Origin of the sequence: Kitasatospora sp. NPDC058063, from assembly GCF_042885395.1 — a bacterium.
Lineage (GTDB): Bacteria > Actinomycetota > Actinomycetes > Streptomycetales > Streptomycetaceae > Kitasatospora > Kitasatospora lactacystinica.
Genome location: NZ_JBHVSD010000006.1, coordinates 118,015 through 140,555 on the forward strand (window position 1 = coordinate 118,015; position 22,541 = coordinate 140,555).

At 72.7% G+C, this 22,541-nt stretch carries 21 protein-coding genes; 8 read left to right on the plus strand and 13 right to left on the minus strand.

Annotated elements, in window-relative coordinates:
* Nucleotides 1-107: 107 nt before the first annotated feature.
* On the plus strand, nt 108-806 hold the full coding sequence (locus tag ACFVUY_RS12245) for a DUF4191 domain-containing protein (protein ID WP_380352414.1): 699 nt from the start codon (nt 108-110) through the stop codon (nt 804-806).
* Between the two features lie 155 nt (nt 807-961).
* On the opposite strand, the gene ACFVUY_RS12250 is transcribed toward ACFVUY_RS12245, so the two are convergent.
* Nucleotides 962-1,429, minus strand: a complete 468-nt coding sequence (locus ACFVUY_RS12250; protein ID WP_387729484.1) for an RDD family protein — start codon at nt 1,427-1,429, stop codon at nt 962-964.
* A 275-nt stretch (nt 1,430-1,704) separates the two neighbouring features.
* On the opposite strand from ACFVUY_RS12250, the gene glnA reads away from it, so the two are divergent.
* Nucleotides 1,705-3,117 (plus strand): type I glutamate--ammonia ligase, encoded by a 1,413-nt coding sequence (gene glnA / locus ACFVUY_RS12255; RefSeq protein WP_359896989.1) that lies wholly within the window; start codon nt 1,705-1,707, stop codon nt 3,115-3,117.
* 99 nt (nt 3,118-3,216) lie between these two features.
* On the opposite strand, the gene ACFVUY_RS12260 is transcribed toward glnA, so the two are convergent.
* From ACFVUY_RS12260 to ACFVUY_RS12270, 3 genes are read right to left on the minus strand one after another with little or no spacing between them, the layout of a single operon-like run.
* A complete protein-coding gene (locus tag ACFVUY_RS12260; protein WP_387729487.1) occupies nt 3,217-4,479 on the minus strand; it encodes an acyltransferase family protein in 1,263 nt (420 codons plus the stop codon).
* Between the two features lie 52 nt (nt 4,480-4,531).
* Nucleotides 4,532-5,164: a phosphatase PAP2 family protein gene (locus tag ACFVUY_RS12265; protein WP_387729489.1), complete on the minus strand. Its 633-nt coding sequence runs from the start codon at nt 5,162-5,164 to the stop codon at nt 4,532-4,534.
* Nucleotides 5,157-6,587: a diacylglycerol/lipid kinase family protein gene (locus ACFVUY_RS12270; protein ID WP_387729756.1), complete on the minus strand. Its 1,431-nt coding sequence runs from the start codon at nt 6,585-6,587 to the stop codon at nt 5,157-5,159. The genes ACFVUY_RS12265 and ACFVUY_RS12270 overlap by 8 nt, the downstream gene beginning before the upstream one ends.
* Before the next feature lie 213 nt (nt 6,588-6,800).
* Here ACFVUY_RS12270 and ACFVUY_RS12275 point away from each other — a divergent pair, with 213 nt between their 5' ends.
* Complete coding sequence (locus ACFVUY_RS12275) at nt 6,801-7,451, plus strand: exonuclease (protein WP_387729491.1); 651 nt, start codon at nt 6,801-6,803, stop codon at nt 7,449-7,451.
* Here ACFVUY_RS12275 and ACFVUY_RS12280 read toward each other — a convergent pair.
* Nucleotides 7,432-8,529 (minus strand): PP2C family protein-serine/threonine phosphatase, encoded by a 1,098-nt coding sequence (locus ACFVUY_RS12280; RefSeq protein WP_359896975.1) that lies wholly within the window; start codon nt 8,527-8,529, stop codon nt 7,432-7,434. The two genes, ACFVUY_RS12275 and ACFVUY_RS12280, sit on opposite strands and share 20 nt — an antisense overlap.
* Nucleotides 8,530-8,698: 169 nt before the next feature.
* Nucleotides 8,699-9,916, minus strand: coding sequence for a cytochrome P450 (locus tag ACFVUY_RS12285; protein WP_387689300.1), 1,218 nt, complete (start codon nt 9,914-9,916; stop codon nt 8,699-8,701).
* Between the two features lie 167 nt (nt 9,917-10,083).
* Here ACFVUY_RS12285 and ACFVUY_RS12290 point away from each other — a divergent pair, with 167 nt between their 5' ends.
* The gene (locus tag ACFVUY_RS12290) at nt 10,084-10,440 is read left to right on the plus strand and encodes an arsenate reductase family protein (protein WP_359896971.1); all 357 of its coding nucleotides are present in this window, start codon (nt 10,084-10,086) and stop codon (nt 10,438-10,440) included.
* 24 nt (nt 10,441-10,464) lie between these two features.
* Here the strand turns inward: ACFVUY_RS12290 and ACFVUY_RS12295 are convergent, their stop codons facing one another.
* Entirely contained in the window at nt 10,465-10,935 is a 471-nt protein-coding gene (locus ACFVUY_RS12295) for a pyridoxamine 5'-phosphate oxidase family protein (RefSeq protein ID WP_359896970.1), read from the minus strand.
* Nucleotides 10,936-11,069: 134 nt separating this feature from the next.
* On the opposite strand from ACFVUY_RS12295, the gene ACFVUY_RS12300 reads away from it, so the two are divergent.
* Together ACFVUY_RS12300 and ACFVUY_RS12305 are read left to right on the plus strand one after the other, a co-directional pair.
* On the plus strand, nt 11,070-11,618 hold the full coding sequence (locus ACFVUY_RS12300) for a DUF1697 domain-containing protein (RefSeq protein ID WP_387729494.1): 549 nt from the start codon (nt 11,070-11,072) through the stop codon (nt 11,616-11,618).
* Nucleotides 11,619-11,799: 181 nt separating this feature from the next.
* Nucleotides 11,800-12,363: an FHA domain-containing protein gene (locus tag ACFVUY_RS12305; RefSeq protein ID WP_380540302.1), complete on the plus strand. Its 564-nt coding sequence runs from the start codon at nt 11,800-11,802 to the stop codon at nt 12,361-12,363.
* Nucleotides 12,364-12,389: 26 nt separating this feature from the next.
* Here ACFVUY_RS12305 and ACFVUY_RS12310 read toward each other — a convergent pair whose 3' ends face one another.
* Nucleotides 12,390-13,352, minus strand: coding sequence for a DUF1152 domain-containing protein (locus tag ACFVUY_RS12310; RefSeq protein WP_387729496.1), 963 nt, complete (start codon nt 13,350-13,352; stop codon nt 12,390-12,392).
* Between the two features lie 101 nt (nt 13,353-13,453).
* Between ACFVUY_RS12310 and ACFVUY_RS12315 the strand changes: the two genes are divergently transcribed.
* Complete coding sequence (locus ACFVUY_RS12315; RefSeq protein ID WP_387729498.1) at nt 13,454-14,047, plus strand: DUF6891 domain-containing protein; 594 nt, start codon at nt 13,454-13,456, stop codon at nt 14,045-14,047.
* A gap of 33 nt (nt 14,048-14,080) precedes the next feature.
* Here ACFVUY_RS12315 and ACFVUY_RS12320 read toward each other — a convergent pair whose 3' ends face one another.
* The 3 genes from ACFVUY_RS12320 to ACFVUY_RS12330 all read right to left on the minus strand — a co-directional run bounded on the left by ACFVUY_RS12320 (nt 14,081) and on the right by ACFVUY_RS12330 (nt 16,944).
* On the minus strand, nt 14,081-14,494 hold the full coding sequence (locus tag ACFVUY_RS12320; RefSeq protein ID WP_387729500.1) for a hypothetical protein: 414 nt from the start codon (nt 14,492-14,494) through the stop codon (nt 14,081-14,083).
* A gap of 237 nt (nt 14,495-14,731) precedes the next feature.
* On the minus strand, nt 14,732-15,574 hold the full coding sequence (locus tag ACFVUY_RS12325) for a hemerythrin domain-containing protein (RefSeq protein WP_387729503.1): 843 nt from the start codon (nt 15,572-15,574) through the stop codon (nt 14,732-14,734).
* A gap of 314 nt (nt 15,575-15,888) precedes the next feature.
* Entirely contained in the window at nt 15,889-16,944 is a 1,056-nt protein-coding gene (locus ACFVUY_RS12330) for an alpha/beta hydrolase (RefSeq protein WP_387689322.1), read from the minus strand.
* 396 nt (nt 16,945-17,340) lie between these two features.
* Between ACFVUY_RS12330 and ACFVUY_RS12335 the strand changes: the two genes are divergently transcribed.
* Nucleotides 17,341-18,084: an SDR family oxidoreductase gene (locus ACFVUY_RS12335; RefSeq protein ID WP_387729505.1), complete on the plus strand. Its 744-nt coding sequence runs from the start codon at nt 17,341-17,343 to the stop codon at nt 18,082-18,084.
* A 94-nt stretch (nt 18,085-18,178) separates the two neighbouring features.
* Here ACFVUY_RS12335 and ACFVUY_RS12340 read toward each other — a convergent pair whose 3' ends face one another.
* Both ACFVUY_RS12340 and ACFVUY_RS12345 read right to left on the minus strand, forming a co-directional pair.
* A complete protein-coding gene (locus ACFVUY_RS12340; RefSeq protein ID WP_387729508.1) occupies nt 18,179-19,954 on the minus strand; it encodes a carbohydrate-binding module family 20 domain-containing protein in 1,776 nt (591 codons plus the stop codon).
* A 222-nt stretch (nt 19,955-20,176) separates the two neighbouring features.
* A complete protein-coding gene (locus ACFVUY_RS12345) occupies nt 20,177-22,504 on the minus strand; it encodes a M4 family metallopeptidase (protein ID WP_387729510.1) in 2,328 nt (775 codons plus the stop codon).
* Between the last annotated feature and the right edge of the window lie 37 nt (nt 22,505-22,541).

Consider the following 22,541-nt stretch of genomic DNA (forward strand, 5'->3'; position numbering starts at 1 on the left):
CGCAGGGCCCCCCGGCGTCGCTCTGTGCGACGGCGTGCGGGCACACGGGTCACGGTTGGGGCGAACGGGTACCCGGGCTTGGATATCCCGTACCCGTGCCACGTACCATGAGCGTTATGGCGAGGGAAACATCCGAGAACCCCGGGCGACTGAAGCAGATCCGCCTGGCGTACACCATGACCAAGAAGGTCGACACCAAGATCGGCCTGATCATCGCCGGCGTCGGCCTGCTGACCTTCGGCGTGTTCCTCGCCATCGGCTTCGCGATCGAGCATCCCGTCTACCTGGGCATCCTGGGCTTCATCGTGGCCGTGCTGGCCATGGCGATCGTCTTCGGGCGCCGGGCCGAGCGCGCCGCGTTCGGTCAGATGGAGGGGCAGCCGGGGGCAGTCGCCGCGGTGCTGAACAACATCCGGCGCGGCTGGAGCTCCAACAGCACCCCGGTGGCGGTCACCCGTAACCAGGACGCGGTCTACCGCGCCGTGGGCCGGGCCGGCATCGCGCTGATCGGGGAGGGCAACCCGAACCGGGTCCGCCAACTGCTGGCCTCCGAGAAGAAGAAGATGGCCCGTGTGGTCGGCGACGTGCCGGTGCACGACATCGTGGTGGGCAACGGCGAGGGCGAGATCCCGCTGAAGAAGCTCCAGATCCACCTGATGCGCCTGCCCCGTGCCATCACCGCCGCCCAGGTCACCGAGACCAACGACCGCCTGCGCGCGCTGGGCGACCTGCTCTCCAAGGCGCCGATCCCCAAGGGTCCGATGCCGAAGGGCGCCCGGATGCCCAAGGGCGGCCAGGCCCGCTGATCCTCCCCCGCCCCTGACGACACGAGAACGGCCCCGCCGCGGAAGCTCCGCAGCGGGGCCGTTCCGACGTTCGTACGGCGTCGGGGGTGCATCCCGGCCTCGACCAGGGGCCGGACCTCGGCCGGACCTCGGCCGGATCCGGATCGCGGCCGGAGCTAGATCCGGACCTCGACGGTGCCGACCGCCTTGTCGTGCAGGCCGCGGGTGTCGCGGTCCCAGACCAGCGGCGGCACCACCAGGCAGAGCAGCAGGGTGCGCAGCAGGACCTGCGGGATGGTCGCGCGGCGGCCGTCCAGCCGGACCACCCGCAGGCCGAACAGCCGCTTGCCGACCGTCGTGCCGGTGGTGGCCAGCAGCAGGGCCGCGACCACGAAGAACAGCGGGCTGGTCCACAGGTTGGCCTCGGCCTGGTCGCCGCGGGCGATCAGCCCGTACGAGATCAGGGCGACCAGCCAGCCGTCCACGAACAGGGCGCCGATCCGGCGGCCGGGGCCGGCGATCGAGCCGGGGCCCTCCTTGGGCAGCCCGAGGCGCTCGCCGCGGTGGCCGAAGTCGGCGCCCATCTTCTCGGCGGCCGCCCGGGGGCCGTCGATCCACGATCCCAACGCTTCTCTGGTGTCCACGAATCCACACTAACCGGGCTGACGGCGTACGCCGCCACCGGCTCCCCTCCGGTCGGGACATCACCCCCGACCGGGTGAATCGTCGTTCCGGCACCTTTCCAAGTGGTCCAGACCACTTGCGGGAAGGCGCCCAGCCGGGCAGGGTGATTTGTACCGTCCCGTACGTCTTTGCCAGCCGCCCGGCAGCCGTGGTTAACATCTAGGAAACGAGCGGGTCACCGAGTGGAAACGACCCATTCCTATGGTGAGCCCAATTCGCACGCCGAGGAGGATGGATGTTCAACAACGCCGCCGAAGTGAAGCAGTTCATCCAGGACAACGACGTGAAGTTCGTCGACGTCCGCTTCTGTGACCTGCCGGGCGTCCTGCAGCACTTCTCCGTACCTGCGGCGACCTTCGACCCGTCCGAGATCCTGATGTTCGACGGCTCGTCGATCCGCGGCTTCCAGGCCATCCACGAGTCCGACATGGCCCTGGTGCCGGACCTCGCCACAGCCCGCCTCGACCCCTTCCGGGCCGAGAAGCACCTCAACATCAACTTCTTCATCCAGGACCCGGTCACCGGCGAGGCGTACAGCCGCGACCCGCGCAACGTCGCCAGGAAGGCCGAGGCCTACCTCGCCTCCTCCGGCATCGCCGACACCGCCTTCTTCGGGCCCGAGGCCGAGTTCTACGTCTTCGACTCGGTCCGCTTCGACACCAGCGCCAACGCGTCCTTCTACCACATCGACTCGGAGGCTGGCGCCTGGAACAGCGGCGCCGCCGAGGGCGACGTACGCGGCTACAAGGTCAAGTACAAGGGCGGGTACTTCCCCGTCCCGCCGGTCGACCACTTCGCCGACCTGCGCGCCGAGATGTCGCTGGAGCTCGCCAAGGCCGGACTGGAGGTCGAGCGCCAGCACCACGAGGTCGGCACGGCCGGCCAGGCCGAGATCAACTACAAGTTCAACACCCTGCTGCACGCCGCCGACGACCTGATGCTGTTCAAGTACATCATCAAGAACGTCGCCTGGCGGAACGGCAAGACCGCCACCTTCATGCCGAAGCCGATCTTCGGCGACAACGGCTCGGGCATGCACGTCCACCAGTCGCTGTGGAGCGAGGGCACCCCGCTCTTCTACGACGAGCAGGGCTACGCCGGGCTCTCCGACACCGCCCGCTACTACATCGGCGGGCTGCTGCGGCACGCCCCCTCGCTGCTGGCCTTCACCAACCCCTCGGTGAACTCCTACCACCGCCTGGTGCCGGGCTTCGAGGCGCCGGTCAACCTGGTCTACTCGCAGCGCAACCGCTCGGCCGCGATCCGCATCCCGATCACCGGCTCCAACGCCAAGGCCAAGCGCATCGAGTTCCGCGCGCCGGACCCGGCCTCCAACCCCTACCTGGCCTTCGCCGCCATGCTGATGGCCGGCCTCGACGGCATCCGCAACAAGATCGAGCCGCTGGAGCCGGTCGACAAGGACCTCTACGAGCTGGCCCCCGAGGAGCACGCCAACGTCCCCCAGGTGCCCTCCTCCCTCCCCGCCGTCCTGGAGGCCCTGGAAGCCGACCACGAGTACCTCCTCGCCGGCAACGTCTTCACCCCGGACCTCATCGAGACCTGGATCGACTACAAGCGCACCAACGAGATCGCCCCGATCGCCCTGCGCCCCCACCCGCACGAGTTCGAGCTCTACTACGACCTGTAGAGGGCCGCGGGGCTGACAGTGCGCACCGGGCGGGCGGTCCGACGGAGGTCGGGCCGGCCGCCCGGTGCGTGCTGTTTCGGGCCGCGGGGGTGGGGTGGGTCAGTAGGAGTCGGGGGTGTGCTGCTGCGGCGGGTGGGTGTCCCTGGGGGTGAAGGCGGTGGCCCAGGGGGTGGTGACGGTCTCCAGTACGCCGGGGGCCCGGGCCGGCGCCGGGGCGGGCTGCGGGGGGAGGGGTTCGGCGGCGCGGAGCTCGTCGATGCTCCTGGTCATGCCGGTCTTGAGACGGGGCGTCAGGGGCTTCTCGATGAGGCGGTGGGCCAGCCAGGAGGCGACGAGCATTCCGGCGGTGACGACGGCGACCGCCGTCCAGGGCTTGACGTCGCGCTCGTGGAGAGCACGCAGGGCGGTCCAGCCCATGGTCTCGTGGAGGAGGTAGAGGGGGTAAGTGAGGGCGCCGGCGAAGGTGAGCCAGCGCCACTGGATCCGGGATCCCCAGCCCAGGGCGACCACGATCATGACGAGGTAGGAGAGGCTGGTCAGCAGGACGGCGGGCCAGGTCGGCAGGTCGACGCGACCGAGGTAGGGGTTCACGTCCTTCTGGTGCTGGATGGTGTAGAGCACCGAGAGGATCCAGCTGATCCCGACAATGCCGAAGAGCATGAGGTTGGGACCGTACCGGTGGACCAGGTAGAGCGCGAGGCCGGCGACGAAGAACGAGGAGACCTGCGACATCGCGAAGAAGTCGAGGACCGGCCACTTGGTGCTCGCCGCGACGATGCCGGCGACCGTCCAGATCGAGCAGAAGGCCACGATCCGCCGGTAGGTCACGCCCCGCCAGACCACGATGGCGAACAGCAGGTAGAAGCGCAGCTCGATCCAGAGCGTCCAGTAGACGGCGTCGACGTCCTTGATGCCCAGGCCCTCCTGGAACATCGTCAGGTTGGCGAGCACCTGCTCCGAGGGGAGCGGCTGGCGCACGAGCGGCCACACCGTGACGACCGCGGTGGTGAGCAGGACGGCGAACCAGTACGCGGGGTAGAGCCGGATGACCCGGGAGCGGACGAAGTCGCCCACCGGACGGCCCCAGCTGCTCATGCAGATCACGAAGCCGCTGATCACGAAGAACAGGCAGATGCCGGTCCACAGATAGGCGCCGAGAAAGGAAGCGCGGTGGAACACCTGATCGACCGGCTTGCCCCAGGCACTGTCCTCGGGCTTGGTACCGCCGCCGTAGCCGACGTAGTGGTGGAAGACCACCATCAGCGCGGCCAGGATGCGCAATCCGTCCAGGACCGCGAGTCGGCCGCCCTTGGCGGACTTGCGGCCCGAGGAACCTGATCGTTGCCGGGGGAAAATGCTCACGGCAGAAGATAGCGCACACACGTTCAATTGCCCGGTGCAGGCCCGGAGGCGCTCACTCCGGGAGGCTCGGCGGCACGGTCCGGACGACGGCCAGGGACGCCACGGCGGCCGCGAAGCCGAGCAGCGCGCCCGCCGCGACATCTCCCGGGTAGTGCACGCCGGTGTGGACCCGGGAGTAGCCGACCGCGGTCGCCAGCGCGCCGAGCGGCAGCGCCAGCGGTGGCAGCAGCACGCCGACGGCGGTGGCGAAGGCCGTCGCCGAGGCCGTGTGCCCGGACGGGAAGGAGGCCGACTCCGGCATCGCCACCTGCCGGCCGACGGTCACCCTCGCCAGCTCCCGGTCGGGCCGGGGGCGGTGGACCAGTTGCTTGCCGACCAGGTTCGCCGCTACCGAGGCCAGCGCCACCGCGCCGACCCCGGCCACCGCCGCCTGCCGGGGGCGGCCGGGCCGCAGGGCGAGCAGGGCGGAGACGGTCAACGAGATCTTCGAGTGGTCGGCGGCCTTGGAGAGCCGGCGCAGCGCGGAGTCGAGCGTCGGGGTGGAGGTGGCGGCGACGGCCGCGTAGACGGCTCCGTCGAGCGCCCGCAGGTCGGTGAGTACGGACGGCGGCACGGGCGGCGGTACGGGCGGTGGGACAGGAGGCGGGGCGGGAGGGGTGGCGTCGTGGTCCGGGTGGTCAGTCACGGGTCGGCCCCTCCGTAGTCGGGTCGGAGCTGTGGCCGGAACCGGAACCGGGGCCGCGGTCGGAGCCGGAACCGGAGCTGTCGCCGGTGCCGGGGTCGGAGCGGCCGAACGCAAGGGCGGCCAGCCGGCGCCAGTTCACGGACGGCACGGGAGCGGGCACGCCGGGGCGGTCGCGCGGCACCAGGACCCGCAGGGCCCCCGGGCGCAGCGTGCACACGACCGGGACGGGCATCCGCAGCGTCTCGCCGTCGACCGCCACCGGGATCTCGTCCTCCTCCGCGGTCACCTCCACCCGCCGTGCGGTCAGCGCGGTCAGCCCGGTGGACTGCGTGCCGCGCACGGCCAGGTCCGCGGCCTGGGCCGCGCCCTCCACCCGGATGCCCAGGACGCCGAGCAGGCCGCTGTCGAGCCGGGGTCGGCGGCCGCCGATGCCGAGGTCGTCGGTCGAGCCGTACGGGTTGTTGCTGACCAGCAGCGCCTGCTGGGCGGTGAGCACGGTGGCGTCGGCCCTCACGTCGACCCGCCGTACGCCCTCGCCGACCAGCAGGTCGGGCAGCAGGCCGAGCGCGGTGCCGGCCTTGGCGTCGCGGTACTCGGGGCGCTCCACGACGTCGGCGTACACCCCGAAGGAGACGGTGTTGACGAAGGCCCGGCCCGCGACCTCGCCGAGGTCGACCCGCAGTTCCTCGCCGTCGGTCAGCGCGTCCAGGCAGCGGGAGGGGTCGTCGCGGTCGAGGCCGAGGTCCATGGCGAAGTGGTTGCGGGTGCCGGCGGAGATCACCAGGAACGGCAGGCCGTGCTCGGCGGCGACGGCCGCGACCAGCGCCTGGGTGCCGTCGCCGCCCGCCACGCCGAGCAGGTCCGCGCCCTCGGCCACGGCCATGCGGGCCAGCTCGGCGACGTCGGCGGGGGCGGCGGGGTCGAGCAGGACCACCCGGGCGCCGAGTCCCTCCGCCCGCTCGACGAGCCCGAAGCGGCCGACCTTCCCGCCGCCGGACTTCGGGTTCATGATCAGGACCGGTCGCAGCGGCCGGGTCGCGGCACGCCCGCGCATCGGCGGCTCCGGGCGGGCCCGGCGCAGCGCGGCACGGGCGAGGGCCAGCGCGATGCCCCAGACCAGGACGAGGAGCAGGGCCGTCAGCCACAGCTGGTGGTGGGCGAAGAGCACCAGCACCGCGACCGGCGCCGCGATCGCGACCAGCAGCCCGAACACCCGGACCGCGCCCCGGTAGGCCAGGAACCACCAGACGCCGGCGGCCCAGACGACCAGTCCGAGCAGCCCGGCCACGAGCACCAGCAGCCCGCCTTCCCCCAGCGCGAACAGCAGCACCCCGACGGCCCCCGCGGCCGCCAGCAGGGCGCAGCGGGCGAGCAGCGGCGCGCCCGCTCCCCCGGCGTGGTCCGCCGTCCGTGTCCTGTCGATCTCGTCCTCCCGTGCCGCGCCCTGGGGCGTGTCCGTCCCGGGCCCGGTCGGGCCCGGTCGTTGCCAGCAGCCTGCGCACTCCCGCGCCCGGGGGCATCCCGGCGGGCCCGTCCGGGTGACCGGGGCGACAGGTGGCGGGAAGAACGACGGGCGATGGGCGACGGGCGGGACGAGGGCGGGAAAAGCGGTTGTCGGGCCGAGTTGGATGGGGCCATGGGACACAGGGAGAAGGTCACCCCGACGGTGTACGTGTCGGTGGACGTGGAGTCGGACGGGCCGATCCCGGGGCCGTACTCGATGCTGAGCTTCGGGGCCGTGATGGCCGGATGGCACGACGGGGACGGGTTCCGGCGGCCGCCGGCGGGGGCGGCGGCGTTTTACCGGGAGCTGCGGCCGATCAGCGCGGAGTACGTCCCGGAGGCGCTGGCGGTGTCGGGGCTGGACCGGGCGGCGCTGCGGGCGGACGGGGCCGATCCGGCGGCGGCGATGCGGGAGTTCGGCCGCTGGGTGGAGGGAGTGCGGCGCGGGCCGGGCGGGCAGCGGTACCGGCCGGTGATGGTGGGCTACCCGGCAGTGTACGACTGGCAGTTCCTCTACTGGTACCTGGTGCGGTTCACCGGCTCCAGCCCGTTCGGGCACTCCGGCTGCCTGGATCTGAAGACGCTGTACGCGGCGCGGGCCGGGGTGCCGTTCGCCGGGATCGGCAAGCGGTCGATGCCGCCGGAGCTGCTGCCGGACCTACCTCATACACACCACGCCCTGGACGACGCCCGGGAGCAGGCGGAACTGTTCGCGAACCTCTGGGAGTGGTCCGGACCTACTGGACGTCCGGAGTGGTCCGGGCCTACGGGACGTCCGGAGTGAGGGCGAGGACGGCGAGGTCGTCGGCGAGCAGGCCGGCGTACCGGTGGACGTCCTGGGCCAGGAAGGAGACCACCCGGTCGGGCGCGGTGGTGCCGAGGGCGGCGAGGCGGGGGGCCAGCGGGTAGAAGGCGCCGGCGGTGTCGCGGGCCTCGCTGACGCCGTCGGTGTAGAGCAGGACGGTGTGGCCCGGCGGCAGCGCCACGGCGACCGCCTTGCTGCGCTCGTCGGCGGGGCCGAGGTGGCCGAGGCCGAGCGGGAGCTCGTCGGCGCAGGACACCGGGGTGATGCCGCCCCCGCCGAGGAGCAGCGGGGTGGTGTGACCGCGGTTGACGATCTCGACGCAGTCCGAGCCGGGCCGGTACTGGAGCAGGACGGCGGTGACGAACAGCTCGTCGTCGCCGCGGTCGGCGGCGTCGCGCAGCACCGCGCGGTCCAGCTGGTCGGCGAGTTCGACCAGCCCGGGGGTGTCGTACGCGGCCGCCCGGAACGCGCCGAGGACGTCGGCGACGGTGCGGACCGCGCCCAGGCCCTTGCCCCGGACGTCGCCGAGCAGCACCCGCACGCCGAAGCGGGTGTCGCAGACCTCGTACAGGTCGCCGCCGACCAGCACATCGGCCTGGGCCGGGCGGTAGAGGCCGGCCACCCGCAGCCCGCCGGCCCGCTCCGGCACCGGGCGCAGCACCGTGCGCTGCAGGGTCTCGGCGACCGTACGGGCCTGGAGCAGGTTGCGGTTCTGCCGGGTGCGCTGCCAGGACAGCGCGGTGCCCATGACGCCGGAGAGCAGGGTGGCGATGTAGACCCAGACGTGGTGCTGCTCGTTGACGTGGTCCGCGCGCAGCGCCAGGCCGAGCTGGAGTGCCAGGGAGCCGGCCGTCGTGACGGCGGTCAGCACGGGGCCGTAGCTGAAGGCGGCCACCACGGGCAGCGCGGTGAGCAGGAACCCGGCGGCGACGGCGTCCGGGACGACGGCCTCGGCGACCAGGTCCAGCACCAGCAGGAGCACCGGCAGCCAGGGCACCCAGCGCGGAACCCTGGGCTCCAGCGCCGCGGGGCGCGGCGGGCGGGGTGCTGTGCGCACGGTGGGACCTCCTGGCAGGTGGCCGTTCCGGGTGATCGGTCCGGATTGGCCGCTTTCGTCCCTCCATGCTCTCCCACGAACGGCCCAGCCACGAACGGCCGAACGTCCCGGTCCCCGGGGCCGGAGGAGCCAAATCCCCCGGCCCCGGGGACCGCGCGTCACCGGACGGTCACCGGACGGTCACCGGCAGGGTCTCGTAGCCGCGCAGCACCAGGCGGTCGCGCCGGGTCGGGACGCCGCCCGGGGCGAGCCGCGGGAAGCGGTCGAGCAGGGCGGGCACCGCGACCTCGGCCTCCAGCCGGGCCAGCTGGGAGCCCAGGCAGAAGTGGGTGCCGCCGCCGAAGCTGAGCGGCTGGCTGTCGGTGCGGGTCGGGTCGAACACCTCGGGGCGCTCGTACCGGGCCGGGTCGTGGTTGGCCGAGCCGATCAGCAGGGTCACCGCGTGGCCGGGCGGGATCGGCAGGCCCTCGACGCTCAGGCCCTCCTCCAGCGCGACCCGGCCGGTGGCCTGCACCGGGGAGTCGAAGCGCAGCACCTCGTCGGTGAACCCGGCCGGGGTGATCGCGCCGCTGCGCAGCCCGGCGGCCGCCTCGGGGTGGCGGAACAGCAGGGCCAGGCCGTTGCCGAGCAGGTTGGTGGTGGTCTCGAAGCCGGCCACCAGCAGCAGGACCAGGTTGGCCAGCAGCTCCTCGGCGGAGAGCCGCTCGTCGTCCGCGGCGGCGATCCGGGCCAGGTCGGTGACCAGGTCGTCCTGCGGCCGGGCCAGTCGCTCGGCGGCCAGCTCGGTGAAGTAGCGGGCCAGCTCGTCGGCGGCCTCGTCGGCGGCGGCCAGCTCGTCCAGGTCCTGGATGATCTCCAGCGCGACGGTCAGGTCGGAGGCGAGGTCGCGGAAGCGGTAGCGGTCCTGCTCGGGGACGCCGAGCAGCTCGCAGATCACCCCGACCGGCAGCCGGAAGGCGAAGGCGTCCATGAAGTCCACCGGCGAGCCGTCGGCTCCCTGCTCGGCCATGCCGTCCAGCAGCCGGTCGACCGCCGTCTCCACGGCCGGGCGCAGCGCGGCGACCCGGCGGGCGGTGAACACCGAGGCGATCAGCGAGCGGACCCGGGGCTGGTCGGGGGCGTTGCGCTGGAGGATCGAGCGGCCGAACAGGGCCAGCGAGGAGTGCACGGCGTACTCGGGGGCCAGTCCGGCCATCATCTCGGCGGTCGCCACCCCGAAGGCGGGCGTGCGCAGCACCTTGTTGACCGCCGTGTAGCCGCTCACCACGAACATGCCGTCCCCGGCCGGGGCCACCGGGCCCAGCTCGCGGGCCCTGGCGTACAGCGGGTACGGATCGGTCCTGACCTCCGTGGTCATCAGCTGTTCGATGATCGCCGCGCCGTCCATGCGGTGCTCCCCTCCCGAGATCACGCTTCCTGTCCGGTCAACCGCCTTCGGGCGCGGCGGAGTTCCCGTACCCACCGAAATCGCGCGGCGGGGCGGGGGCGGGGCGGGGCGGGCCGTTGTGCGCGGCGGGGCGGGGCGGGCGCGGGCGGCTCGGTAGGGTGGCCGGCATGGAGATCTGGATCAACCCGCGGTGCGGCAAGTGCCGGTCCGCGCTCGGCGAGCTGGACGGCGCCGGAGTCGAGTACACCGTGCGGCGCTACCTGGAGCAGCCGCCCACCGCGGCCGAGCTGGTACAGGTGCTGGAGCGTCTCGGCCTGGAGCCGTGGGACATCACCCGCACCGACGAGCAGGTCGCGAAGGACCTGGGGATGAAGGGCTGGCCCCGGGAGGCGGGTGAGCGCGACCGCTGGATCGCGGCGATGGCCGAGCACCCGATCCTGATCCAGCGCCCGATCATCACCGCGGACGACGGGCACGCCGTCGTGGCCCGCACCCCCGAGGCCCTCAAGTCCGTCCTGCCGTAGGGGCGTTGCGGCCGGATCGGCCGGTCAGTGGACCTGGATCCGCTCCACCGGCCGACCCGGGTGCCAGTTGTGCACGAGCAGGTGGTCGCCCTCCACGGAGGTGTGCACCACCTGGTCGAGCTCCAGCCGGAACGCGTGGAACGGGCCGGGCGGCGCCTCGGGCAGATCGGCGGCGAAGGCGGCGAGTTCGGTCTCGTCGGTGACCTCCACCGCCCTGCCGGAGACCTTGGAGTCCCCGCCGGCCATGGTCTCGTCCCCCGGGTGCGCGTGCAGTGCGAAGCGGGCGTCGCGCTGGAGGTCACGCGCCTTGACCGCGCCGTACATCGACCCGATCCACAGGTCGGCGCCGACGAACTCGACCTCCGTGCCGCTGACCCGGGGCGATCCGTCCTTGCGCAGCGTCGCCATGACGTGGTGCTTGTTCGCCTCGAACCGGGCCCGGACCAGGGGCGCCAGATCGGGGGCCTCGTGCTCGAAATCCTGCCAGGTAGCCATGGCGCCAGTCTGGCACCCGGCACCGACGGCCGCCGTGCGCGGACGACCGGACGGGCGGGGACGACCGGACGGGCGGGGACGACCGGACGGGCGGGGGCCGGGCCGTTGTCGGTGGCCGGTGCCACACTGGCCGGGTGACCACCACGACCACGTACATCGCCTTCCTGCGGGCCGTCAACGTCGGCGGCCGGACGGTGCGGATGGAGCGGCTGCGGGCGCTGTTCGCCGAGCTCGGCCTGGGGAACGTCCGCTCCTACATCCAGAGCGGCAACGTCTTCTTCACCACCGACGAGCCGGACCGCGCGGCGCTGACCGCGCGGATCGAGGAGCACCTGGAGCAGGCGCTCGGGTACCCGGTGCCGGCGCTGCTGCGGACGGTGGACGAGGTGGCCGGGCTGCTCGCCGCCGAGCCCTTCCGGGGCGTCGAGGTGACACCGGACGTCCGGCTGGTCGTCGCCTTCCTCTCCGAGCCGCTGCCGGGCGAATTCGCCTTCCCGTACCGCTCGCCGAAGGGCGACGTCGAGGTGCTCGGCGCCGACCCGGGGGCCGCGTACGTGGTGATCCACCTCCGGGACGGCAAGTGGGTCACCAAGGACATGTTCGGCAAGGCCTACCGGGGCACGGTCACCTCCCGGTTCCTGCACACCACGGAGAAGATCCTGGCCGCCGCCCGCAAGGCCTGACGGCCCGTACGGCGCCCCGGAACGGACCGGGCGGCACGGCCGGAGCACCCCGCCCGGGCGGCCCGGAAGGTGCGGAACCGCCCGGCCGGAAAGGGCGTCTGGACTGCCGTGACGTACGAACCCCGCACCCGTGCACGGCGTGTTCTGGACAGCCTGAGTCGGCCGCGCCGACAATTTGGCCATGACGACTCCTGAGCTCCCCACCGGCGCGGCCGGTCCGACCGGCGCGGTCCGACCCTCCGACGCCGAGCGGGACCAGGCGCTCGGGGTGCTGCGGGACGGCGCGGGCAGCGGTCGGCTCTCGCACGACACCTTCCTCGGCCGGATGGACATCGTCCTGCAGGCCACCAGCCGCGGCGAGTTGGACGCGGCGGTGGCCGGGCTGCCCACCGGCGGGCCGGTCGAGCGCTTCGTGCTGCGCACGGTCGGGCGGGCGTCCGCCTTCGGCGACCGGCTGGGCCGGGCCTGGCGCACCGAGCGGCTGCCGGGGCTGAGCCTGCCGCAGGCCGGGGCCGGGCAGTTGACGATCGGCCGGATCCCCGGTTCGGGACTGCGGCTGCACGACGCCTCGGTGTCCCGGCGCCACGCCGAACTGCGGCACGAGCAGGGCGGCTGGGTGCTGTACGACCTCGGCTCGACCAACGGCACCCATGTGAACGGGCGCCGGATAGCGGGCGGCGTACGGGTCGGCCCGGGCGACCAGGTGCGGTTCGGGAACCTGGAGTTCCGGCTCGCCGCGTTCTGACCGGCGTTCCGCGCCCGCGCTCCCGGTCAGTGCGGGAACTGCCGGGGCGGTCGCAGGCGCGGCAGCTCGTCCTGGAACTCGGCGATCACGGTGGCGATCTGGCGGGTCACCACGGTGTGCTCCAGCCGGTCCAGGTACCGGTTCTCGGCGGCCAGCGCCTCGACCGTGACGCCGAAGTAGAGCGTCATCAGCGGGTTGACGAAGAGCTGCGCGTCCTTGGTCCGCTCGGTGAAGCGGACGTCGCCGAACTCGCCGCGCAGCGCCGCCGCCACCGAGCCGTTGACGATGCTGGGGTGGTCCGGGAAGGCGGCCCTGGCGTGCTCGACGGCGTCCAGGTAGAGCACGCCCTCCCGGCTGTCGCGCGGGATGGAGAAGGCGCCGAGGTAGCCGCCGGCCCGGTCGATCGCGGCGAGGTTCTCCAGCACCAGGGAGTGGTTGACGCCGTGGTAGGCGTCGATGCCGAAGCCGAGGCAGGCGACCAGCCGCTCGGGCACCTCGGACAGGCCGGCCACCGCGCCCAGGCTCGCCATGTCCTCCTCGGGGGTGCCGAGTCCGGCCTCGTCGCCGCGCATCAGGATGTCGGTGCCGCCGTCGACCAGCAGGATCGCGTCCACGCCCAGGCCGGCGACCAGCGCGCGGTAGGCCTCGCGCAGCGGCTGCACGCCCACCGTCGGGAAGGCCCACACGGTGTCGGGCATCCCGTGCCGGTTCAGCCAGCGGGCCAGGGTGCGCTCCGGGAAGTAGCCCTCGGGGCCGGCGGTGTCCGGACCGATCCGGGCCACGTCGGGCTCCGCCCAGACGTCGAGGGGCAGGCCGTAGAGGTGGGTGAAGGAGAGGTTGGCCAGGTGCACCTCCTTGCCCGCGGCCCGCAGGGCGAGGGCGATCGGCAGCCCCGCGTACACGTCGAAGCCGCCGCCGGCTCCGGCGATCAGGATGCGCTCGGCGGCCAGCAGCCGGGTGATCAGCGGTGGTTGCAGCAGAGAAGTCACCGGCGGACGGTAGCAGGGCGGTGTCGGGACGGCGGCGCCGGAGGCCCGGGCGTCGCACCGGAGGCCCGGGCGTTGTCGGTGGCGGGTGCGAGGCTGCGGGCATGACCGAGGAGACGGTTCCCACCCCCGACGTGCTGCGCGAAGCCCAGGAGCGGGCCCGCGAGTTGATCCGGTGCGGCTTCCAGGAGCCGGACGAGATGGCCGAGTCCCTGGTCGAGCACCTCGACGACCGGGGGCTGACGCAGGAGGAGGCGGAGCGGATCCTCGCCCCGCTGTGGACCGAGCGGCTGGCCGAACAGGCGGCCTGGCCGGAGACCACCGACGTGGACCGGCTGGCAGACGCCTTCGACGCGCTGGAGGACCGGGGCATCGTCGCGGCGATGGACTTCACCTGCTGCGCGAGCTGCGGCTACGCGGAGATCGGCGGCGAGGCCGGGACGGACTCGGTCGGCTTCGTCTTCTTCCACCAGCAGGACACCGAGGCGGCGGCCGCCGGGCGGGGGCTGATGCTGCGCTACGGCGGGTTCCGCGCCGGGGAGGAGACGGCCGAGGTGTCGGAGCGCCGGACGGTGGAGGTCGGGCGGGCGGTGGTCGCCGCGCTGGAGGCGGTCGGGCTTCCGGCGGAGTGGGACGGCTCGCCGCACACGGCGATCCGGGTCGCCCCGATGGAGTGGCTCAACCGCCTGCCGGGGTAGGCGCCGGGGTAGCGCTTCGTCGTGCCGGGGCGTTCAGTCCCGCTCGATGTGCACTTCGGCGTAGTGGTCGTCCTTGTTCGTCTTGCGCAGGGTGATCCTGACTCCGCCGACGGAGGTCTCGGAGTCCTTGGTGGCGGTCTTCCTGTCGTCGCCGACGGTCACCTCGGCCGAGTTGTCGCCGATGTGGCCGACGGTCATCCGCATCGGGTTGTCGCCGCCGAAGACCTTGACGGTCTTGGTGCCGTCGGCCTTGTCGGTCTTGATGTCGACGGTGCACTTGTGGTCGTCCAGGCAGAGGGCCACGCCACCCTCGCAGGCGGTCAGTCCGGCGCCGAGCACCAGGACGGCGCCGGCGGCGAGGAACGCGGGGCCGCGTCGGAAGCGGGTCCCGAGGCGGGTCCCGGGGCGGGTGCGGTGCGGGCCGGGTGTGCTGCGCGCTGTGGTCATGCGGTCGACGGTAGTGCGGCGGGTACGGCCCGCCATCAGCCGTCGGCGTGACGCCTCCCCTGGTGCGGCCCGGAGCGGCCGGGGCGGCCCGACCCCGAGGGCGGTGGGTCGAATCCCCTAGGGGCATGGGGAGTTGAGAGCTCCCCCGCACTGGGGACCAGCTCGGCATATGCCGCAGTCCCCTGCCTCCGGCTTATGCCACGCGCGTAGATCAAAGGCCCGCGAAGAGCCCCGGGGTCAGTCCGCGATGCGCCCCAGGCCGTCGAGGCCGAGGTCGTCGAGGCCGAGGCCGTCGAGGCCCAGGCCGGCGCCGGCGGCCGGACCGTCCGGCGGGCCCCACAGCGGCGAGGTGCAGCGCTGGTAGGTCGCGTGCCAGTGCGGCCAGTTGCGGGCCACGTCGTCGTCGCACTCGGCCAGCAGCCGCTCGACCAGCTCGGGCTCCACGCCCTCCAGGAGCCAGGCCAGCGCGTCCGCCGTGCCGGGGCCGTCGGCCAGGCGCAGCAGGTCCAGCAGCTCGCCCAGCCCGCCGAGCCGGGAGCCGTCGGCGATCACCCGCTCCATCCGGGGCAGCAACTGCCGCTCCTCGATCCGCAGGTGGGTCTCCAGCCGGGCCGCGAGGTCCTCCATCGCGTACGCGACCGGCCAGGCGCTGCCGGTGTCCCGGCTGGCGATCCGCACCAGCGTGGTGACCCGGGTGAAGGAGTGGTCCAGGTTGTGGTGGTCGTCCTCCAGCCAGTTGAGCAGCAGCCGCAGCTCGGGCGCGAAGCGGCGCACGATCGGCCACAGCCGGGTGTCCTGCTGCTCGTGGTGGCAGGTGAGCATCGCGGTGATGAAGTTCCAGTGCCGCAGCAGGGCCTCGCCCTTGTGGTCCTCGTCGGGCTGGAGCAGCCGCAGCGCGTTGGGCAGCCGGGCGAGGTCCCGGCGCAGCGCGGCGTGCACCAGGCGGAGCCCGGAGAACCGCAGGACGGCCGGCTCGTCGGCCGCGGCCCGTCCGTACGCGTCCGCGCCCAGCGAGGCGGCTCCGGACTTGCCCTGCGCGGGCACGGTGGGGACGGGCTGGGGCACCAGGTGGATCGGCATGGCACTCTCTTCACGGCTTGGGGCACGGCGGGTGGCGGCGGCCGGTGGAGGACCGCCCCAGCCAAGGTGCTCGCAGTCGATCAGAAGCGAATCAATGTCCGATTGACGCGCAGGTCACGGGCCTGCGGACGGGCGGCGCGACCTGCTCGGAGCCGCCGGAAAGCAGGACCGCCGGCGTCGGGAGCGCGAACGCGTCCCGGCACCGGCGGTACGGGTGAGAGCAGTGCGGCAGTCCGAGCAGTGCGGCAGCAGTGCGGGCAGTGCAACAGCAGCACGGGCAGCGCGGGCAGTGCGGGCAGCCGAAGGGCGGGCCCTCAGTCGGCCGCCGGCCCCGCCAGGTGGGCGGAGAGCCACACCAGGGTGTCCGGGATCATCTTCTTGAAGTCCGAGGTCAGGTGCTTGCCGCCGGGCTGCTCGTGGTACTGGAGGCTCACCGGCGGGACCGCCTTGTCCACCCAGCTCTTGACCACCTTGGTCTCGTACGGGTTGGCGCCGCCCGCGGTCACCAACATGCTCACCTCGGCCTTGCCCTGGGCGACCAGCACGTCCGGGTTGTTGGCGGCCCGCTCCGCGTCGTGGCCCTTCCACAGCCCCGAGTCCGGTATGAAGTAGCCGTCGATCGGCACCGCGGCCTTGTAGACCTGCGGGTACTGGAGGGCGAGCTTGGCACTGCAGAAGCCGCCGGTGGAGGCGCCCATGACGCCCCAGCCGTCGCGGCCCTTCACGGTGCGGAAGTTGGCGCGGACGAAGTCCGGGAGGTCCTCGGCCATCCAGGTGGCCATCTTGGGCTGGCCCGGGATGTCGGAGCAGTCCAGCGCGTTCTTCTCGTCGCTGTTGAAGTTCTGCACCGGCATGATCATGATGAACGGGTGGGACTTGCCCTCCTTGACCAGCCGCTCGTTCTCCTCCTGGATCGGCAGCTGGTTGTCGGTCCAGGTGTTGTAGCCGTTGCTCTGGCCGCCCGCGAACAGGGTCAGCACCGGGAAGCCGGTCTTGGCGAACTTGGGGTCGTTGTACTCGGGCGGCAGCCAGACCCAGACCTGGCCGGTGACGCCGGACTTGGCGCCGGTCACCTTGGTCATCATGATCGGGCCGGCACCGGTGTCCCGGACCTTGTTGAGGGCGGCGGCGGGCCCGGTGGGCATCAGCACCTTGCCGGAGGAGGCCGCGGTGGCGGTGCCGGTCGCGGCCGGGCTGGTGCCGCCGGCGCTCGGACTGCCCGCCGAGCTGCTGCCGCCGGCCGGGGTGGCGTTCTTGGCGCTGTCCCCCTTCCCACCGCCGGAACTCCCGCAGGCCGCGAGCGAGGCGGCCAGGGCGAGCACGGCGGCGCCGGACAGGACGGCGCGGGAACGGGACGACTGCCTAAGCACGGTGAGGACTCTCCGACCGATGTCGCGCCCGGTCCGTCTGACCGGGCGGCGGCCCCCCGGTGGGGCCGGACAGACCGGGGGCACAGCGCTGGTGCGTCCCCCGGAGCGATGGCGCGCCGCCCCTCGCGGGGGTGCGCCTTCCTGCGATCTTATGACGTGGGCCCGGGTGGCCCGGTTGCGCGGTGGCCACCGGAAATCCAATGTTTGTTCGCGATCGGGTAAAGGCCTTCACCACTCCCCCCGGTCGGCGGGGGTCGGATGGCGGGGGTGGCCGCCGGGCTCCCGCCGAGCCGTCCGGATTTCGGCGGCTTTGACCAGTGACGGCGGGCCGCCGGTCCGCGACGATCTCCAGGGCACGCCCGGGGCCGACCGGGAACAGTCATCGAGGAGGGTGCCATGAACCAGCGGATCGCCGTCGTCACCGGAGCCGGGAGCGGCGTCGGCCGCGCCGTGGCGGTCGAACTGGCCGCGGACGGCTGGCGGACGGTGCTGGCCGGCCGGCGGCCCGGACCGCTGCGGGAGACCGCCCGGCTCTGCGCCGCCCCGGCCTACGTGGTGCCGGCCGACGTCACCGACCCGGAGGCGGTGGACGCGCTGTTCGCCGCGGCCGCCGGGCGTCACGGCCGGGTGGACCTGCTGTTCAACAACGCCGGCGCCTTCGGCCCGGCCGTCCCGCTGGAGGAGCTGTCGGTCGAGGACTGGCGGGCCGTCGTCGACCTCAACCTGACCGGCGCCTTCCTCTGCGCCCGGGCCGCGTTCCGGCAGATGAAGGCGCAGGACCCGCAGGGCGGCCGGATCATCAACAACGGTTCGATCTCCGCGCACGTCCCGCGCCCGCACTCGATCGCCTACACCGCGACCAAGCACGCCGTCACCGGCCTGACCAAGTCGCTGTCGCTGGACGGCCGCCCGTACCGGATCGCTTGCGGGCAGATCGACATCGGCAACGCGGCGACCGACATGACGGCGGCGATGGGCGCGGGCGTGCGTCAGGCGGACGGCCGGATCGCCCCCGAGCCGACCATGGACGTGGCCGACGTGGCGCGCACCGTGCGGCACATGGCCGGGCTGCCGCTGGAGGCGAATGTGCAGTTCGCCACCGTGCTGGCGACGGCCATGCCGTACATCGGGCGGGGGTGACGGACGGCCGCGCCGCCCGCCTCCCGGCCGCCCTCGCGGGGGATCCCCGCCGGAGCGGGCCGACGGGGATCCGGGACGGGCCGGGGCCCGCGGCTCACGGCCGCCAGGTGTCGTTCAGCGCGACGGTCCCGCCCGAGGGCACCGTCGCCGTCCGGTTGGCGCCGGACTCCCAGGTGACCGCGCCGCTCGCGTCCTTGCGGACGTACTTGTACTGGAAGGACGTGCCGGCCGGCAGCGACAGCGCCAGCGACCAGACCGGGTAGCCGGCCGAGGAGAGCGGCAGGGCCTTCGCCGGGTCCCAGGCGCCGAGCGCCGCGGCGTCGCCGACGACGTAGATGTTCTGCCCGACCGAGGTGGTCGCGTTGACGTTGAACGAGGCGCCGGAGACGCTCGCGCCGGACTGGACGTACAGCGCGACCGCGTCGCCGGCGCCGACCGTCGCGGTGAACTGCCCGTTGGCGCCCACCTGGTACGTCGGGCCGGTGCAGCCGCCGCCGGACTGCGGGTCGCCGTGCTGGACGTCGCAGTAGGTGCCGGCCGGCAGCCCGGTCTGGAAGGTCCGGGTTATCGCTCCGCCCTCGTGGTTGATCGCGACGTAGCCCCTGTTGCCGCGTCCGAAGGCGATCGCGTTGCCGCCGTTGGACCACCAGTCGGTCACTCCGGTGCCCGCCACCGCGTTGCGGAAGCCGACCATGTTGGCGACCTGCCGCCAGGCGTGGGTGCAGTTCCAGCCGTCCTGGTAGCAGGCGTTGACGGTGCCGCCGTTCGGCGGGCCGTCGTCCTTGTTGGCGAAGGAGTAGCCGGAGTGGATGTTGGGGGCGCCGTACGGCGAGGCCAGCAGGAAGACGTTGGCCAGCGTGTAGGTGTTGCCGTAGGTGTAGTTGAGGGTGGAGCCGTTGCGCTCGGTGTCCCAGTTGTCGACGAAGGCGCGCGCCTGCCCGCTCGGCAGGTAGCCCCAGGAGGCGCCCCAGCCGCTGAGGTTGGCGAGCTTGTCGGTGGTGAACATCCGCTTGAGGTCCGTGCCGACCCGGAACTCGTCCACGTCGCCGGTGCCGGTGTACTCGGTGGGCTGGACCGGCTCGCCGGCGCCGTAGATGACCTCCTGGACCCAGTAGGCCGCGGGGTTGGCCATCCTGGCCTTGATCGCCGCGAGGTCGGCGGCGGCGATGTGCTTGGCGGCGTCGATCCGGTAGCCGTCGACGCCGAGCGAGGCGAGGTCGTCCAGGTAGTGCGCGATGGTGGTCTGGACGTACGCGCTGCCGGTGTTCAGGTCGGAGAGGTTCTCCAGCTCGCAGTTCTGGACGTTGCCGCGGTCCTGGTAGTTGGTGATCGGCTGGCGGCAGGCGTGGAAGTCCTGGTCCTGGTACGTGCCGGGGTAGGTGTACTTGGTGTACGCGGTACCGCCGGTGCCGGTGCCGGAGCCCGCCGACATGTGGTTGACCACCGCGTCGGCGATCACCTTGACGCCGGCCGCGTGGCAGGCGGCGACCATGTTCTTGAAGGACGTGCGGTCGCCGAGCCGTCCGGCGATCCGGTAGCTGACCGGCTGGTAGGAGGTCCACCACTGCGCGCCCTGGATGTGCTCCTGCGGCGGGGAGACCTCGACGAAGCCGTAGCCCTTGGGGCCGAGGGTGGAGGTGCAGGCCTGGGCGACGGAGTCGAAGCGCCACTCGAAGAGGGTGGCGGTGACGTCCTTGCCGTTGTTGGCCGGCGGGGCGGCCTGGGCGGCGGGGGCGCCCAGGGAGGTGCCGAGCGAGAGCGCGAGCGCCGCCGAGGCGGCGAGCGCGCCGGCCGCGCGGGCGGGCCGGCGGGTGGCCCTGGGGGTCCTCCCGGCCGAAGGCAGGGGGAGGGTGGGAGCGGTGGTGACCACGTCGTCTCCTGAGGGGGTGGCTGGGGTGGGGCAGCCGGAGGTGAGGCCTGCAGGAAGTTTCTGCAACTTGCCGGAAACTTGCAGCGCCGAACCTAGAGGCGCCCGCGAGGGCCGTCAAGACCTCGGCCGAAACCCCTGAGGGCACGACAAGGGCCCGGCGGCCGTAGCCGCCGGGCCCCTCACCTGTCCTGGTTCACCGGCCCTTCAGGAGCCGGCCCGGGGTCAGCCGGTCTGGACGGAGGTGTCGTCGATCACGAAGCTGGTCTGGAGCGAGGCGTCCTCGGTCCCGGCGAACTTCACGGTGACCGTCTGGCCCGCGTAGGCCGACAGGTCGAAGGTGCGCTGCTGGTAGCCGGCCGCGGCGTCCACGTTGGAGTAGGTCTTCAGCGCGGTGCCGTTGACCGAGACGGTCAGCTTGTCGTACGCGGTGGTGCCCGACTCGGCGGTGTCGATGTGCAGCCAGAAGCTCAGCGTCGCCTTGCAGCCCGACGGGATGCTCACGGTCTGCGACAGCGAGTCCGAGTGGGTCGAGCCGTAGCCGTTCATCCACGCCTTCCAGGAGCCGCCGTGGGCCGCCTGCGAAGAGCTGTTGTCGACCACGCCGCTGGACGCCGTCCACGGGGTGGCGGTGCCGGTCTCGAAGCCCGCGTTGCCCAGCAGCTGCGCCGGGGTGCAGCTGCCGCCACCGGTGGAGACGGTCCAGGTGAAGCTGGTGCTGCCGGTCTTGCCGGCCGCGTCCTTCGCCGTGACGGTCACGTTGTAGGTGCCCGCGGTGGAGGCGGTACCGGTGATCGCGCCGGAGGAGGAGATCGACAGCCCGGTGGGCAGGCCGGTCGCGGTGTAGGTCAGCGGGGCGGTGCCGCCGGTGGCGCTGACCTGGAGGTTCACCGCACCGCCGACGGCGGTGGACTGGTTGCCCGGGTTGGTGACGGTGACGCCGCCGCTGGGCGCGGTGCCGACGTTGACGCCCGCCCAGGCGGTGCTGACCGCGGTCAGCTCGGCGCTGCCGGCGCCGTACAGGTCGGTGGCCGCCTTCTCCGTCGCGACGCGCGCCGCGGCGTAGTTGGTGCTGGAGGTCATGTAGGTGGTCAGCGCGCGGTACCAGACGGCCGCGGCCTTGTCCCGGCCGATGCCGGTGACCGTGATGTTGCCCTGGGTCGGCGAGTCGTAGCTGACGCCGTTGATGACCTTCGCGCCGCTGCCCTCGGACAGCAGGTAGAAGAAGTGGTTGGCGACGCCGGAGGAGTAGTGGACGTCCTTGTTGCCGACGGTCGAGGACCAGTAGTCGGCCGAGGCACCGTCCTTGGACGGCTTGTCCATGTAGCGCAGCGGGGTGCCGTCGCCGTTGATGTTGATCAACTCACCGATCAGGTAATCGGGGTTGTCGGTGGGGATGTTGGCGGAGAACTCGACCATGGTGCCGAAGATGTCCGAGGTGGCCTCGTTGAGGCCGCCGGACTCGCCGGAGTAGGTCAGGTTGGCGGTGGCCGCGGTGACGCCGTGGCTCATCTCGTGGCCCGCGACGTCCAGCTCGGTGAGCGGCGCGGTGTTGTTGCTGCCGTCGCCGTACGTCATGCAGAAGCAGGAGTCGTCCCAGAACGCGTTCACGTAGTTGTTGCCGTAGTGGACGCGGCTGTAGGCGCCGACACCGTCGTTGCGGATGCCGTTGCGGCCGAAGGTGTTCTTGTAGTAGTCCCAGGTGGCCGCGACGCCGAAGTGGGCGTCGACCGCGGCGGACTCGCCGTTGTTGACGGTGCCGTCGCCCCAGGTGTCGGTCGCCTTGCTGTACAGCGTGCCGGTGCCCGAGGTCCCGTGGTTCAGGTTGGTGGTGTACATCCCACCGCGGGTGGTGTCCTTCATCTGGAACGCCGAGCCCGACTGGGTCGTGCCGATGGTGACGTTGCCGACGAAGACGCCCTTGCCGGAGCCGGTCTCGATGCCGTCCCACTGCTGGATGACCTGGCCGCTGGTGGCGTCGGTGACGACGTGCATCTTGCTCGGGGTGCCGTCCGACTTGGTGGAGGAGACGACGGTCTCCCAGGCCAGCCGCGGGGTGTTGTCCCCGGCCCAGACCACCAGGCGCGGCGCGGTGTCGACCGCGGTGCCCGACTCGGCGGCGAGCGCGGCGCTCTGCGCGGCCGGCGCGGCCAGCTTCGGCGTGGTGCTCACACCGCTCAGCGAGGCAGTGCTGGCCCGGTCAACGCTCTTGGTCGCACCGGTGGGCGCCTGGTGCACCACCAGGTCCCCACCCAGGACGGGCAGTCCGTCGAGGGTGCGCTCGTACCGCAGGTGGCGGGTGCCGTCCGCGTCCTGGATGACGTCCCTGGTGACCAGCTTCTCGGTGCCGCTCAGGCCCAGGGTCTGGGCGAGGGAGGCGGTCTGCTGGTTCGCGACGGAGATCAGCTGGGCGCGGCTCGCCTGCTGGGCCGCGACGGCGGCCGGCGCGTCCGGCGTGGCCGCCTGGGCGATCACCGGAATGCCGGTGACCAGCAGCGCGGTGGAGGCGGCCATGACAACCGCCGCCTTCCGGGCGTGAGCGTAACGGGACATGCGGACTCCTTTTCCGACCGGCGCTGGGTCGCGCACG

Bases quoted from the DNA above. Each gene is read 5' to 3' on its own strand.
- ACFVUY_RS12320 (WP_387729500.1), bottom strand. From the start codon at position 14,494: ATGACCACAGCGCGCAGCACACCCGGCCCGCACCGCACCCGCCCCGGG.
- ACFVUY_RS12290 (WP_359896971.1), top strand. From the start codon at position 10,084: ATGGAGATCTGGATCAACCCGCGGTGCGGCAAGTGCCGGTCCGCGCTC.
- ACFVUY_RS12325 (WP_387729503.1), bottom strand. From the start codon at position 15,574: ATGCCGATCCACCTGGTGCCCCAGCCCGTCCCCACCGTGCCCGCGCAG.
- ACFVUY_RS12295 (WP_359896970.1), bottom strand. From the start codon at position 10,935: ATGGCTACCTGGCAGGATTTCGAGCACGAGGCCCCCGATCTGGCGCCC.
- ACFVUY_RS12275 (WP_387729491.1), top strand. From the start codon at position 6,801: ATGGGACACAGGGAGAAGGTCACCCCGACGGTGTACGTGTCGGTGGAC.
- ACFVUY_RS12345 (WP_387729510.1), bottom strand. From the start codon at position 22,504: ATGTCCCGTTACGCTCACGCCCGGAAGGCGGCGGTTGTCATGGCCGCC.
- glnA (WP_359896989.1), top strand. From the start codon at position 1,705: ATGTTCAACAACGCCGCCGAAGTGAAGCAGTTCATCCAGGACAACGAC.
- ACFVUY_RS12285 (WP_387689300.1), bottom strand. From the start codon at position 9,916: ATGGACGGCGCGGCGATCATCGAACAGCTGATGACCACGGAGGTCAGG.
- ACFVUY_RS12245 (WP_380352414.1), top strand. From the start codon at position 108: ATGAGCGTTATGGCGAGGGAAACATCCGAGAACCCCGGGCGACTGAAG.
- ACFVUY_RS12305 (WP_380540302.1), top strand. From the start codon at position 11,800: ATGACGACTCCTGAGCTCCCCACCGGCGCGGCCGGTCCGACCGGCGCG.
- ACFVUY_RS12315 (WP_387729498.1), top strand. From the start codon at position 13,454: ATGACCGAGGAGACGGTTCCCACCCCCGACGTGCTGCGCGAAGCCCAG.
- ACFVUY_RS12335 (WP_387729505.1), top strand. From the start codon at position 17,341: ATGAACCAGCGGATCGCCGTCGTCACCGGAGCCGGGAGCGGCGTCGGC.